General features: G+C 57.3%; 12 protein-coding genes and 1 riboswitch. Of the genes, 5 read left to right on the top strand and 7 right to left on the bottom strand.

Annotated elements, in window-relative coordinates; translation table 11 throughout:
- Positions 1-110: 110 nt before the first annotated feature.
- A complete protein-coding gene (locus AOP6_RS02745; RefSeq protein ID WP_155875107.1) occupies positions 111-1463 on the bottom strand; it encodes a sigma-54 dependent transcriptional regulator in 1353 nt (450 codons plus the stop codon).
- Entirely contained in the window at positions 1453-2538 is a 1086-nt protein-coding gene (locus AOP6_RS02740; protein ID WP_155875106.1) for a HAMP domain-containing sensor histidine kinase, read from the bottom strand. The genes AOP6_RS02745 and AOP6_RS02740 overlap by 11 nt, the downstream gene beginning before the upstream one ends.
- A 165-nt stretch (positions 2539-2703) precedes the next feature.
- On the opposite strand from AOP6_RS02740, the gene msrB reads away from it, so the two are divergent.
- Positions 2704-3225: a peptide-methionine (R)-S-oxide reductase MsrB gene (msrB, locus tag AOP6_RS02735; RefSeq protein ID WP_225897335.1), complete on the top strand. Its 522-nt coding sequence runs from the start codon at positions 2704-2706 to the stop codon at positions 3223-3225.
- 100 nt (positions 3226-3325) lie between these two features.
- Complete coding sequence (msrA, locus tag AOP6_RS02730; protein WP_155875105.1) at positions 3326-3916, top strand: peptide-methionine (S)-S-oxide reductase MsrA; 591 nt, start codon at positions 3326-3328, stop codon at positions 3914-3916.
- A gap of 352 nt (positions 3917-4268) precedes the next feature.
- On the opposite strand, the gene AOP6_RS02725 is transcribed toward msrA, so the two are convergent.
- Positions 4269-5576, bottom strand: a complete 1308-nt coding sequence (locus tag AOP6_RS02725) for a lipocalin family protein (protein ID WP_155875104.1) — start codon at positions 5574-5576, stop codon at positions 4269-4271.
- 208 nt (positions 5577-5784) lie between these two features.
- Positions 5785-5863, bottom strand: a riboswitch (cyclic di-GMP riboswitch).
- Positions 5864-6084: 221 nt separating this feature from the next.
- Here AOP6_RS02725 and AOP6_RS02720 point away from each other — a divergent pair.
- Entirely contained in the window at positions 6085-7569 is a 1485-nt protein-coding gene (locus AOP6_RS02720; RefSeq protein WP_155875103.1) for a protein adenylyltransferase SelO, read from the top strand.
- 40 nt (positions 7570-7609) lie between these two features.
- Here the strand turns inward: AOP6_RS02720 and AOP6_RS02715 are convergent, their stop codons facing one another.
- A complete protein-coding gene (locus tag AOP6_RS02715) occupies positions 7610-8461 on the bottom strand; it encodes an MBL fold metallo-hydrolase (protein WP_155875102.1) in 852 nt (283 codons plus the stop codon).
- 410 nt (positions 8462-8871) lie between these two features.
- Between AOP6_RS02715 and AOP6_RS02710 the strand changes: the two genes are divergently transcribed.
- A complete protein-coding gene (locus AOP6_RS02710) occupies positions 8872-9468 on the top strand; it encodes a DUF2179 domain-containing protein (protein WP_155875101.1) in 597 nt (198 codons plus the stop codon).
- Between the two features lie 14 nt (positions 9469-9482).
- The gene (locus AOP6_RS02705) at positions 9483-9656 is read left to right on the top strand and encodes a hypothetical protein (protein WP_155875100.1); all 174 of its coding nucleotides are present in this window, start codon (positions 9483-9485) and stop codon (positions 9654-9656) included.
- 61 nt (positions 9657-9717) lie between these two features.
- Here AOP6_RS02705 and AOP6_RS02700 read toward each other — a convergent pair whose 3' ends face one another.
- Genes AOP6_RS02700 through AOP6_RS02690 form a run of 3 tightly spaced genes read right to left on the bottom strand, consistent with a single transcriptional unit; the run spans position 9718 to position 13389 of the window.
- Positions 9718-10500 (bottom strand): 4Fe-4S binding protein, encoded by a 783-nt coding sequence (locus AOP6_RS02700; protein ID WP_155875099.1) that lies wholly within the window; start codon positions 10498-10500, stop codon positions 9718-9720.
- 17 nt (positions 10501-10517) lie between these two features.
- On the bottom strand, positions 10518-11588 hold the full coding sequence (locus AOP6_RS02695) for a PilT/PilU family type 4a pilus ATPase (RefSeq protein WP_155875098.1): 1071 nt from the start codon (positions 11586-11588) through the stop codon (positions 10518-10520).
- A 46-nt stretch (positions 11589-11634) separates the two neighbouring features.
- On the bottom strand, positions 11635-13389 hold the full coding sequence (locus tag AOP6_RS02690; RefSeq protein WP_155875097.1) for a DUF4388 domain-containing protein: 1755 nt from the start codon (positions 13387-13389) through the stop codon (positions 11635-11637).
- Positions 13390-13403: the final 14 nt, after the last annotated feature.

Here is a 13403-nt window from a genome sequence, read left to right as displayed (position 1 = left end):
CATGAATTATTTCGAAGGATTACACAAATGGGGTCTTGCTGAAAAAGCAGGAAGAGGGTCAACCTGACCGGTCCATTTTGAATGGGCGGTCCATTTTGAACGGGTGATGACTAGATCGTCCCGCCGTAGCTCTTGACCTTGCGCTTGAGAGTGGAGAGTCCGATTCCCAGCTCCCGGGCGGTTCTGGCGAGGTTGCCCTCGCAGGCCTCCAGGGCAAAGAGAATATGCTCCTTCTCTACCGCCTCAAGGGGGCGCAGAACAGCGCCCGCTGTTGGTTGCGGGCTAACGGAGGTATGATCTTCGGCAATCAGGCGAGAGGGATAAATACATCCCTCCTGCTGCAGAATGGCGGCCCGCTCGATAATGTTTTTCAGCTCACGGACGTTGCCGGGCCAGGAATAGCGCCGCAGCAGGGTTAACTCCTCGCCCGGAAGACGGAGGGTTCGACCCCGCTGCACTTTTTCAAGAAAGGCGTGGCACAGCAGGGGCAGGTCTTCCAGGCGGTCGCGAAGGGGGGGCAAGGCGATGTGCAGCACGTTGAGACGAAAGTAGAGATCCTTGCGGAAGCGCTTTTCCTCCATGGCCCTTTCGAGGTCCAGGTTGGTCGCCGCCAGGATGCGCACCGCCACCGGGCGGCTGGCTGTTCCCCCCAGACGCCGGATCACGCGGTCTTCCAGAGCGCCCAGCAGCTTGGCCTGCAGATGGGGCTGGAGTTCACCGATCTCGTCCAGAAACAGGCTTCCTCCCTCCGCGACCTCAAGAAGCCCCCGTTTGGGGGAGCCGGCGCCGGTAAAGGCGCCCTTTTCATAGCCGAACAGTTCGGCCTCCATCAGGTTTTCCGGCAAGGAGGCGCAGTTTATGCTGACAAAGGGCGCACGCGCGAGGGCACTTCGGTAATGGATCGCCTTGGCGATCACGTTCTTACCGGTGCCGGTCTCCCCGGTAATCAGAACCGGAGACACTTCGCTGGCGGCCAGGTCTACCAGGCGCTCCACCTCGGCGAGACCAGACTGGGCCCCGATGATGACCGCGTCGGCCGATTCCTGCATGGCCCGATAATTCTCAACGTCCTCGACCCGCTCCAGTGCCCTTGTTTTAAAAGCCCTGTCCACCACCAGCAGCAGCTCTTCAAGTTCGAAGGGCTTGGTCAGATAATCGTAAGCCCCGCCTTTGATCGCCCGGACGGCATAACTGAAATCGGGATAGGCGGTGATGAAAATGATTTTGCACCGTTCATTGGCCTCCAGGATCTGGGGGCACAGGTCAATCCCCAGGCCATCCGGGAGGTTTTGATCAAGCAGAACCACATCCACCTTCTGGCGACGGCAGATGAACAGACCCTCGGCGGCGGTAGGCGCCAGCAGAACCTCCTGGGCAGGCCCTGACAGGCCATCCTTAAGCGCTGCGCCCAGAATCCGGTCATCGTCAATGACCAGTAGAGTGCGTACCAGGCTACTGGTCATGATCTTCTCCGGCTGTCAGGGTGATAATCACCGTCGTTCCCTCCCCCTGCCGGCTGCGCACCTCGATACTGCTGTCCATCTGGGCGAGCATTTTGCGGCAGATCACCAGACCGAGCCCCGACCCTTCCGCCTTGGTCGTGAAAAAAGGCTTGAAAAGCTGACGCTGCTCCTCTCTGGACATACCGGCGCCGTTATCCGACACACTCAAAAAAACCAGCCCTCCATTGCGACTCACCTCGATGACGATCTCGGGATCGTCCTCCCCCTCAAGGGCCGTAGCCGCGTTGGCCAGCAGATTGAGAAGAACCTGCTGCAGAGCCCGGGTATCTGCCTGCACCCTGAGGTTCTCATGCAGCAGTTTTGCGCGCAGCAGGATGCCCCTCTTTTCCATGTCGTTGACCGCCATGGCCAGGAATTTATCCAGAAAATCGTTGAGATCGACACGTTTCATCTCAATGTTTTCAAACATGCTGAAGTTGCGCAGGGATTTCAGCAGAAACTCGACCCTGCCGATCTCCGAAAGGGTGCGATCGACGTACTCACCCACCATCTCAGCGTTAAATTCAGGCAGTTTATGCTTGAGAACGCTCATGGTCATTTTGATCGAATTGATGGGGTTGCCGATTTCATGACGAATGCCGGAAAAGACATAGCCGATGTTGTTCATGGTATTGACGGCTTCGGCGATGGCCATGAGGCGGGATTTTTCGGTGATATCGTGAATGAAGAGGCAGTGGTAATGAGTGCCTATGGGATATTTGGAGTAGCCGAGAAGGCGGTTCCCCATGCGAAGCTCCATCTGCCGGCGCGGCGGCCCGGTGTGGTTCCCCTCGGGTGGGGCCAGCAGCAGTTCATAAAGAGCCTCGTAAGTCACCTCGGGCATCAGCTCCGTCAGCACCTCGGAAGCCGCCGCATTAGAATAGATCAGCCGTCGCTCCACCGTATTGGAAATCACGATGCCGACGTCAAGATATTCCAGAACATCATGCAGAACCCGATCGATGGCTCCAGATTCGGGTTCCCTTCCGGGAAATTTATGCTCATCCTGCTTCAGCTTGTCCCGCTCCTGTGTCATAATCCGCGCCCTCCCCTCTCCTTGCCCGAACCATAATTATCCACCTGTAAATAAAAATAAAGAAAAACCAGAAATTTCCTGCGAGGGCACATGCTATGCTTAGCCTATCAGGTCCCACCTCAGCAGCAACATGCTTCAGGTATAGTCCTGGGAAAGGATGGATAAATGAACACGAGGATATGGATTTCGGCAGGATTGATTTTTGCCTTGGCGTCCCTCATCGCCACGGGGGCCTCGGCGACAGAAAAGATCCGCGTCTATTCCGTGGAGAAAGGGGAATACATCATGATAGAGAAGGTCAATAAAACAACCGAGGAATGGCGGCGGGAACTCACCCCCGAACAGTTCCGCGTCCTGCGTGAAAGCGGCACCGAGCCCGCCTTCAGCGGCAAATACCACAATCATAAGGGCAAGGGGACCTACCGCTGCGCCGGCTGTGGGCTAGACCTGTTCAGCTCAGCATCCAAGTACGATTCGGGGACCGGCTGGCCGAGTTTTTATGAGCCTGTGGCCGTGGAGAATATTGGTACCGAAGAGGACCGGAAATTTCTTTTCATGGTCCGCACCGAGGTGCACTGCGCCCGCTGCGGGGGGCATCTGGGACACGTCTTCGACGACGGCCCCGAGCCGACGGGAAAACGTTACTGCATCAACTCGGCGGCGCTGGATTTCGCGCCAGAGGAGTAAGCTCTAGCTTTCCTGTGCTGATCGAACCGGAATTCACAAAGAACCAGCTGATCTGGTCCGTCAAAAATAATTCCACGCCTTTCCTTTCACGGGAGGTCATATGAAAAACCTAAGAATCCTGCTCCTGCTCATCATCCCGCTCCTGTTTGCCACCAAGGCCTTGGCTGCCACTGCGGTTTTGGCAGGCGGATGTTTCTGGTGCATGGAAGCCGATTTCGAAAAACTCGAGGGCGTCACCGACGTTGTCTCGGGATTCACCGGCGGTACGGTAGATAATCCCACCTACGAAGGCGACCACACCGGGCACTACGAAGCGGTGGAGATCACCTATGACCCGAAGCGGATCAGCTACCAAAAACTGCTCGACTATTACTGGGTAAACATCGATCCCTTCGACGATGGCGGACAGTTCTGCGACCGGGGCCCCAGTTATCTAAGCGCCATTTTTGTCGCCGATGCACAAGAGCGGGAAATCGCTGAGGAGTCAAAAAAGGAAATCGCCAAGATGTTCCCTGGCCAAGAAATCGTCACGCCCATCCTGGACGCTTCGATCTTTTACCCGATCAAAGGGAATGAAAGCTACCACCAGGACTATTACAAGAAGAGCCCCGTTCGATACAAATTTTACCGCTGGAATTGCGGGCGAGATCAGCGACTGCAGGAAATCTGGGGCGAAAAAGCGACTCATTGACGGGGTGACGGGGCGGGTTGAATCGATGAGGCCTTTGTACTTCGAGATGCGGAAGAAACCTATAGAGCCAATTTTAACCCCGAAAATCGAACCATAGCATCCAAAAACAACGATTTTCGAGCCTGAATCTTTGGAATATCAAGCGGTTGAGTTGGTCCGACCCCAACAACTGTTGTTATTCGGAACTTCGAGGGGGATATGTCGGGCCTGCAGTTTGAGACGGCTTAGAGAGACGAATGCCGGATCAGTTTCCTGGCGCCAGGAAGTTGATCTTTTCCTGCAGACAGAGAACAGAAAAAGCCCCGAGGATTTTTCCCCGGAGCTTTTTCTTTGGTGCGTTGGGTCGCGGCTGTTATCTGGAGAACGTAGCCATTCCCATTTCGTTAAAATCAAGGTTGTAAAAAACAGCCTTCACGAAATCCCCGGTGGACGAGGGATAAAGAATGCAAGTCGTTTCATCGATGACGGGATTGCCACCCAAATCAAGATATTCTTCCATGATTTTGAGGGCCGGGGCTTCCCATACCCAGGTAATTGCTCCGCCACCAAAGGTTCCCGAACCATCGGCGTTAATGACCACTTCAACCGTCTCCGGCGTGGAGTCACCCTCGATCAGAGCGGAATAGGTCCCGCCAAACCCTGCAGGCAGAGCAGTCACGGCTTCATAGACCGTTCCAGCGAGAGCACCGCCTTCGTCAGTGCCGACGACTTCGATAGCACCGTTGCTGGCTGTGGCCACATTCAAGGTAACGGTGGAGCCATCTTGGTCGTACTTCATGGACAATGTGCCACCTGTGACGCTCCAGGTTCCCGTAAACGCTCCCATGTAATCCACAGTACCGGTGTCGTTCGTCACCTCATAAAGAGTACCATCGGCGTTCAACTGAAAAACAACAAGATCTTGCGGATCTTGCCCGGCAATAAAGGTTTTGCCAATCACGTTCTCGGTCGTAAACCCAAGGGACGCGGTAATCTCGGTCTCAGGGCTGATCGCAACGGTCGTGCCGTCAAAATTTACCGGATCGGCAACGATGGCGGTCAAGTTTTCACTGATAATCTTGGTAGCGTAAACGAACTGCTCCTGCTCGGTGAACTGAGCAACAGTCGGGTCAGTCTGAACCATGGCAAAGGTTTCCGCGATCTTCTGAGCGACAGTGTGCAGGACAGTATCGGCGCCCTCGATGTAGTCGGCATACAGGGCCGTTGCGCTGTCTTTGCCGATAGCGGCCTGAACGCTGGCTTCTGCATTAGCCAGGGTTTGGCCCTTCATGATGGCGCTTTGCACCAGGGTTGTTACGGGGCTGATAAAGGCAGGCTTGCCGGCAGGAGCCGCCAGAACGTAAGGGTTCTCAATCGGGGTGGTCGGGGAGTCCTCATCAATGGTTCCGGCTGTTACCAGAACAATAATGGGGTGCTTGTCCAGATCGGTTCCCTCCAGGGTGTACTTGCCGCCTTCAAGCGTCTTGGCGGTAGGCTCCCCTTCGTCCAGCTTCATGTTGCCGTTTTTGTCCAGAAATACGGTGGCGCCTACCAGATAACCATCGGCAACCACACCGCTTACGGTAGAGGTCGTCTCGGAAGAAGAACCGCCGCCACCACCACATCCACCCAGGGCCAGCGAACTGGCCAACAGAATTGCCGCAAACTGCCTAATCTTCATAAATAAAACCTCCCACGCGCGCCTTCATAAGAAGGCTGTTACCTTTAATCCCGGATCAAGCCCCGCTGGCATGAACCAGGTTTTACAAGTTACCGAAACCTATCCATTTCTCTTTTTAACGAACACCACTAACACCCTATGCACAAAAAAGGCCCTTCTCAAAATGAAGAAGGGCCAAGAAGAATGACAGGCATTCTCTGGCGCTTTCTTCGGCAGCTCAGCCACCCTCAATTCAAGGGCCTGAAGCTTTGCGTCGCCAGGTTACCCTGACTTTGCTCTTATCGGAAAACGCTGCATATTATTTATTTGTGTGTCTCGAATTCTATACATCAAATCAAAACAGCAGGTCAACTCAGGAAATTCCTGAGTTGCACTATGCAACAACACCAAACGCCTGTGAATATCACAGTTAGACACAGAAGTTCTAAAACCTATCTACCCACGCATCAGTTCAGGCGTTACAATAAAAGCAACTGCGTGTTTCGCACCTTCTTTAGAAAGGATTCCCATGCCCCTCGACAACACCACCACCCCATCACCCATGGGCTGGAATTTTGACAACAGCTACGCGGCGCTGCCCGAACTCTTTTACCGGCGACTGTCGCCAGTGCCTGTACGGGCGCCAAAGCTGGTGATTTTTAATCGTTCGCTGGCCACAGAACTTGGGCTTGACCCACAACGGCTGCAAACGGACGAGGGGGTTAATATTCTGGCCGGCAATGCGCTGCCGGCAGGAGCGCAGCCCCTGGCCCAGGCCTATGCCGGGCACCAGTTCGGCCACTTCACCACCCTAGGTGACGGCCGCGCCATTCTGCTGGGGGAACAGATCACCCCAACCGGCGAGCGGCTGGATATTCAGCTGAAAGGTTCGGGCCGTACACCCTTTTCCCGGCAGGGGGACGGACGGGCGGCACTGGGACCGATGCTGCGGGAGTATGTCATCAGTGAAGCCATGTACGCCCTTGGCATTCCCACCACCCGCAGTCTGGCGGTGGTGTCCAGCGGAGAACCGGTGCGGCGCGAGACGCTGCTGCCGGGTGCTGTGCTCACCCGGGTGGCCGCCAGTCACCTGCGTGTGGGCACCTTTGAGTATGCGGCCTGGCAGGGTACGCCCGAGCAGGTGAAAATGCTGGCCGATTACAGTATTCGCCGCCATTACCCCGAGGCGGCGCCGCAGGAGAATCCCTACCTCGCCTTCTTCGAAGCCGTCATGGACCGGCAGGCTGCCCTGATTGTAAAATGGCTGCTGGTCGGTTTTATTCACGGGGTGATGAACACAGACAACATGGCGATCTCGGGCGAAACCATCGATTACGGTCCCTGCGCGTTTATGGATATCTATAACCCGGGCACCGTCTTCAGCTCTATCGATCATCACGGCCGCTACGCCTTTGCCAACCAGGCCCATATTGCCCAGTGGAACCTCGCCCGTTTCGCCGAAACCCTGCTGCCGCTCTTCGCCGACGGGCAGGAAAAGGCCATTGACCTGGCCCACACGGCGCTGAAGGGTTTTGAGGACAGGTTTCAGGATTACTGGCTGAAGGGGATGCGGGCCAAGCTGGGACTGGCGGATGCGCAGGAAGGGGATGCGAGACTGATCGAGGAGTTGCTGAAAATCATGCAGCGACTGGGGGCCGACTACACCAACAGTTTTCGTGACCTCGCCCGTGAGGCCTCACCGGATACGGCGCTCTTTCAGGATGGGGAGTTTCAAGACTGGCAGCAGCGCTGGCGCGCCCGACTGGAGCAGCAGGGCCAACCGCTGGCGGAAGTCAGGGCGAATATGGATGCCCACAACCCGGCGGTGATCCCACGCAACCACCGCGTCGAAGAGGCGCTGGCCGCTGCCGCCGAGGAGGGGGATATCCAGCCGCTGGAAAAACTGCTGGGGGTGCTGGCGACACCCTACGCAGAGCCGGCCGAGGCCGACCAGGCCTATCGGCAGCCGCCGGAGCCGAGCAACCGGGTCTATCAGACGTTCTGTGGCACCTGATCAAAGCTAAAGAGGAAGTCGCCGCCACCCAGCCTCACCCCTACCCCATCTTCAGGCTCGACTCAAAGGCCCTGGCCACAAGAGGCATGGCCGCAAAAGGTGGCAGACCGAGTTCGGCAACGGCTTTTTGGCAGAGCTCCATGCCGCTTTGCCCCTCTGCGCCCTGGTTGCTGTTGATTACGGCGGCATGGATGCGGTCGAGATAGGCCAGGCTCTCTTCCATCCGCTGGCGAATCGGCTGGCGCCCCTGCATGGGGGGTTCCCAGGAGGAAAACAACGTGTCGAGATTTTGAATTTTCTGCAGCCTTTTGATCGAAGCAAGGCATTGCGAAATATCTTCGTAAATGGGGAGGTCGCCAGGGACGATCAGCGTATCCCCGGTGAAGAGGGCGCTTTCCTCTTCAAAGAGCAATGAAATGGAGCCCCGGGAATGCCCGGGAGTATGAATAATCTGGCAGCGGAGGTCTTTTTCCAGATCCAGCAGCTCGCCGTCCTCCACCAACACATCCACCTCGACCGCACCTTCGACCAGAGTATGAAAACCGGGTACGGGTCTGTCCTGGACCTGTTTTTCCGTATCTTCAATCCAGTCTTGTTCGCCTTGGTGGGCAAAAACCGTACAGCCCGTCTGCGCCTTAATGCTTTTGGCGGCGCCGAGGTGGTCCGGGTGCGAATGGGTGAGAATTAACGAGGAAACCTCCTGCGGATCGCGGCCCTGCTGTTTTATATAGTCCCAAATCGTCCCGGCGGCGCCGGCCACGCCGCTGTCAATGAGGTGGATGCTGTCGCCAAAGAGCAGATAGACAAAAGCAAAACGGTCGATTGATTTTTCAGCGGAAAGAGGCACCGTAAAGGGGATTTTCAGCGCGTGTATCTGGGGTGTGATCTGCATGGGTTTTCCTCACTGTGATGTTTGTACCGACAAGGCCCTGCTGCTCAATATGCCATGATCCTACCTTATTTGAAAAGCAGCCGACATCAGGAAATACACGAGCGCTTCCATCTCAACCCGCAGCTTGCTTCTCTGATGGCTTTCTGCTAGGGTGGCTCCACTATGACGCCCTCTATCCCTGTAAAACTCAAACGTATTGTGGTGAATACACCCTTGGTGCGCCGGCGGCCGGTGGCGGGCATCTGGGGACGTTATGGCGGATTCTGACCCGAATCCACCCCGTTTCCGATCCCGTTTTACCAGGCCACAGACTCTCCCGTCTGTGGCCTTTTTGCATTTGGGGCCTGCATACAGAGTAATGTCCGTGACCGACCCGACAAGTGGTCACCTTTTTATTAAAGGAGTTTTCGATGCTTACGGAACTTGGCAGTCAATCAGACGTGTTTGCCGTGTGGCTGGTACCCCTGCTGGTCTTTCTGGCCCGCATTCTCGATGTCAGCCTGGGCACGCTGCGGATCTCCATGGTCTACCGGGGGCTCAAGCATCTGGCGGCGCCGCTCGGTTTTCTGGAAGCGCTGGTATGGATTCTGGCCATCTCCCAGGTCATGCAGCACATCGACAACTGGGCCACCTACCTGGCCTTTGCCCTCGGTTTTGGCGCCGGCAATTACGTCGGTCTGTTCATCGAGGAGCGCCTGGCCTTTGGCAACCTGATCATCCGGGTCATCACTCCCGATGAGGATCCCCGCTTAAGTGCCGCCCTCTGGAACGCGGGCTTCGGCGTGACCAATGTCAATGCCCGCGGTGAATCGGGTCCGGTCAAAATCATATTCACGGTGGTACGCCGACGTGAGCTGCAAAAAGCCCTGCGTCTGATCAAAACCTTCAACCCCAACGCCTTCTATACCATCGAGGACGTGCGTTTTTTCAATGAAACCTATGCACCCTTGCCCAAAAGCAAGATTCCCAAAAGATTTTTCCGGCTGCGGGCTCTCAAATCCCGCTGATCCTGGTTCTGTCGTTGGATGGAATTTTTGTAAAAGGGCAGTTGGCGGTGACATCGCCACCGGGGGTCGCCTTGCTCGGCTGCGCGGCAGGTTCGGTGATGGAGTGGCCGAGGGAGGTGGGCCGCAGAAAGGCCCGTATCGAGGCGGTTCTTTACCAGCCGGAAGCGGCCGGTCATTATCATCTGTAGAGGAGTCATTAAAACCCGAAGGCCGGCCATTCGCGTATAGCGATACCGGCCCTTTTGGCAGCTACAGAAACAGTTCAGGCTCGCGGCGCTCGCTGAAGTTGGCCACCAACAACTGCCGCCTGGCCTCGATCATGGGATGATGGAACGACCGCGCCATAACGGGACAGGCCTTGACGCAGGCGCAGCACATGACGCAGTTTTCGGCCGCGGTCGTCACCTCATCCTCCACCCGGATGACCATGGTCGGGCAGACCTTGGCGCAGGTGCCACAGAGGGTGCAGAGGGCCTTATCGGTGGTGGGAGCGACGCCGCCCAAGGGCACTCTTTCCTTGTAGGGGGTGTCACCTGGAATTGGTGGGGCAGCCGCAAAAGTACTCATCTGCAGTTTCTCGGCGACCAGGGCGCCAAACTCACGGGCCTTTTGCCGATCCGGCGCATCGGGACGGCCGGGAGCGATCGGCTGAGTCGGGGTGGAATAGGAATGCTCGCCGATGAAGGCGCCGGCGGCAAGCACCGAGAATCCCCTGGCGACGGCGACATCCCGCAGCTCGACCAGCGCATCCTCGAAGGCGCGGTTGCCGTAAAGGGCCACCAGCACCACCGGCACGCCCGTGGCCGACAATCCCTCCATTCTCTTCAGACAGACTTCCGGTACCCGGCCGGCGTAGACCGGCACGCCGATGATGGCCAGACCGTCGGTGAGCTGCAGGTCTAGCCCGGCTTCCAGGCGGGTGAGGTCGTAGTGCCTGACCTCGCCGGCCGGAATGCCAGCGGCGATCTCCTCGACGATTTTCCGGGTGGTTCCTGTCGGCGAAAAATAGAGCAGGTGAATGGCAGAGAGCATGACTATTCCCTGTCGGCTCAGCTGGTGAACATCAGCTTGCGCTCCAGATCCATGGAGCGTGTAATGCGCTTGGCTTCGTCGACGGCGATGATTTTCTGCTGGCAGAGCTGGATGAGGTGCTGATCCAGCGTCTGCATGCCGTACTGGGCGACACCGTTTTCAATGTGCTTTTCGATCTCATCCAGGCGGCCGTCGCGGATGCAGGCCTGGATAGTCGTGGTGGAGCGCATCACCTCGACGACGGGGATGATGTTTTCGCCGCTCTTGTCCTTGACCAGCCGCAGGGAAACGATAGCCACCAGCATGTCGGCCAGGCGCTGGCGCATGACTTCCTGTACCTCGGGAGGGAAGTTGCCGATAAGACGGTTGATGGTGGAGGAGGCACTCTGGGTATGCAGGGTGGAGAAGACCAGGTGTCCGGTTTCGGCTGCCTTGATGCAGGCATCGATGGTCTCCGGGTCGCGCATCTCACCGACCATAATGACGTCGGGGTCCATGCGCAGCGCTGCCTTCAGCGCCGCTCCGAATCCCTCGGTGTCGATCCCCACCTCACGCTGAATGATGCAGCTCTTGCTGGAGGTGAAGAGGAATTCGATGGGGTCTTCGATGGTGATGATGTTGTAGCTGTAGTTCTCATTGAGGTAGCGCAGCATGGAGGCCAGCGTGGTCGACTTGCCGTTGCCGGTAGGACCGGTGACCAGGATAAGGCCGTTGGGTGCCTTGACGATCTCGGAGAGAACCACCGGCAGGTTGAGCTCTTCAAAGGAGCCGATGTGCGGTGGAATGACGCGCATGACGATGCCGATCACCCCTTTCTGCCGGAAAATGCTGACGCGGAAGCGTCCGCCGTTGGGCAGGGAATAGGAGGCATCCTGCTCTCGCAGGCTCGGATCGAGTTGGCGCTTGTTGGCTTCGAGAATGGTTTTGGCGATGAATTCGGTGTCTTCGGGTTTGAGCTTGGGTAGCTTGGAGCGGATCAGCTGGCCGCGCCCCCGGAAAAACGGCGGGTTGTCCACTTCGAAGTGAACGTCCGACACCCTCTTCTCAAAAGCGATCTCCAGAATCTGGTTCATTACTTTGGCGTCCATGCACGTATCCTCTTAAAAAGATGTAAAACTTGGCAGAGAATATCACCTACCGTGTGGTTTTTTCCAGTTTTTTACGGTACAGAGCGTTTTCCGCCACCAGGGCGGCCTGTGCCGCCAGGCGCTCCAGCTGCTCCATCGGCACTGCTTGCGCCTCGGTGTCGCCGAAATCGGCATAGATGACGGCCAGCGTCCGGCCGCGCACATGCAGAGGGAAGAGGAGGGCCTTGGGTGTGGTCGCCGCCCCCAGCGCCTCATAGAGAGGGGTGCTGAGACCGCCGTCGTAGAGCAGCCCGTAGAAAGGGCGCTGTTCGTCCGCCACCTTGCGCAGAAGGCTGGAAGTCTCCAGGGGGATGCATACGGAGACCACGGCTCGGGCTTCCCGGTCACCCCCGCCGAAGCCAATCCCTTTTTCCGAGACGAAGTCTTCCTGGCGGGCCGCCAGAGTAAGCACCCGGGGAAAGATACCGGCCAGGGTTTTAAGCAGCGACTGATGAACGGCCGGAATGGAGGGGCAGGCGATGAGATCGAGCACCCCCCGGGCCAGGACATCTTCGGCGCCGGATACTTTCTTTTCGAAAAAGTTGTTCAGATAAAGACGCAGAGCCTCAATAAAAGTCAGGGTTTCCGCCGCACCATTTTCCTGCACTCCATCAACAGACGGCCGCGGAAAGACCGCACGGGCCCCCTCCCGATAAGACTGCAGGATGAAATCCCGTTCGGCGGCAAAGGCGAGCTGCAGCGTCTCCAGACGGGGATATTTCATCTTCTTTTCCCGGCGCAGACGGTGAATCTTGTCCGCGGAATAACCGGCCCTGGCTTTTTGGGGACAGTCCATCACCAGCAGTGGCTGGATGCCTTTGTGCAGGGACTGGTCGATGATGAGGTCGAGATCCTGGTCGTCGTTGGTGGAAAAGATCAGCGAGCCGTCATTTTTGCCGAGGGTCGTGAGCAGGTAGGCAAGAAACTCGTCGGAACTGAAAACGATCACGGCCCGCGCCCCTCCTTCAGGACTCGGGGATTCCTTGGCCCGGTCGGCGGCATCACCGAGATAGGCGAGAACCTTTTCCTTCTCCGAGTCGGGCCAGGCCGGGGCCAGAGTCCCGATCCGTTCCCGATGGATGGCGACAGGGTCTCTTTCCTCGAGCACCGAAAAAACACCGGGAATACGCGTTTCCAGCTGGTCCAGATCAGCCAGCCCCAGATCGTCCTCTGAAATGCTCCAGCCGCTCTCGCCCGGCTCCGTCCCCTCGACGGATGGTTCGTCCTCGTCGCTGAGTTCGCCGTCGCGTTTTTTTTCATCGTAGATGCGCAGGGCGTCCATGAGCGCATTCTGGCTGTTGAGCAGAAATTCCTCGTTCAGCTTCTCGGGAAAATAACGATATTCGTCGCTGATGGCCACGTTGTCCACGTCAAGGGAGAAGGTGCCGGCTTTCCAGGTCAGTATTTCGACGATGGTCATTTCGATGAGGAGCTGCAGCCCCTTGAAAGCCACGTCCTTGTCGATGAGCTTCCGCGACATGAGGGTGGCTATCAGGGGTTTGCGATTGTGGCCGGCTTGCTTCTGCTCAGCCAGCGCCGCCTCCAGGTCCTCTTCGCGGAGAGCCTTCATCTCCAGCAGGATCTGCCCGATGCGCCCATGGCTGTGCAGGTTGCTGGCGCTGCCGATAAAGCCGTCCTTGAAGACCAGCTGACAGGTTCCTTTGCGGCTTTGCACCGTCAGGGTTCCCGTTTTACGGGCCGCATGGATGAGCTGGACAATATCGACGATAGGCAGGTGTTCCAGATCTCCGGTAAAGGACATGATGTAACCTCTCT

Source organism: Desulfuromonas sp. AOP6, from assembly GCF_009731355.2.
In the GTDB taxonomy this organism is placed as follows: Bacteria; Desulfobacterota; Desulfuromonadia; order Desulfuromonadales; family SZUA-540; genus SZUA-540.
Note: the sequence above shows the minus strand (reverse complement) of the source record. Positions and strands in the feature narration are given on the sequence as shown.

What these genes read in the sequence shown, in the direction of transcription:
- AOP6_RS02700 (WP_155875099.1), bottom strand. Translation starts at nt 10,500, where the DNA reads ATGCTCTCTGCCATTCACCTGCTCTATTTTTCGCCGACAGGAACCACC.
- msrA (WP_155875105.1), top strand. Translation starts at nt 3,326, where the DNA reads ATGAAAAACCTAAGAATCCTGCTCCTGCTCATCATCCCGCTCCTGTTT.
- AOP6_RS02710 (WP_155875101.1), top strand. Translation starts at nt 8,872, where the DNA reads ATGCTTACGGAACTTGGCAGTCAATCAGACGTGTTTGCCGTGTGGCTG.
- AOP6_RS02695 (WP_155875098.1), bottom strand. Translation starts at nt 11,588, where the DNA reads ATGGACGCCAAAGTAATGAACCAGATTCTGGAGATCGCTTTTGAGAAG.
- AOP6_RS02720 (WP_155875103.1), top strand. Translation starts at nt 6,085, where the DNA reads ATGCCCCTCGACAACACCACCACCCCATCACCCATGGGCTGGAATTTT.
- AOP6_RS02740 (WP_155875106.1), bottom strand. Translation starts at nt 2,538, where the DNA reads ATGACACAGGAGCGGGACAAGCTGAAGCAGGATGAGCATAAATTTCCC.
- AOP6_RS02745 (WP_155875107.1), bottom strand. Translation starts at nt 1,463, where the DNA reads ATGACCAGTAGCCTGGTACGCACTCTACTGGTCATTGACGATGACCGG.
- msrB (WP_225897335.1), top strand. Translation starts at nt 2,704, where the DNA reads ATGAACACGAGGATATGGATTTCGGCAGGATTGATTTTTGCCTTGGCG.
- AOP6_RS02725 (WP_155875104.1), bottom strand. Translation starts at nt 5,576, where the DNA reads ATGAAGATTAGGCAGTTTGCGGCAATTCTGTTGGCCAGTTCGCTGGCC.
- AOP6_RS02715 (WP_155875102.1), bottom strand. Translation starts at nt 8,461, where the DNA reads ATGCAGATCACACCCCAGATACACGCGCTGAAAATCCCCTTTACGGTG.
- AOP6_RS02690 (WP_155875097.1), bottom strand. Translation starts at nt 13,389, where the DNA reads ATGTCCTTTACCGGAGATCTGGAACACCTGCCTATCGTCGATATTGTC.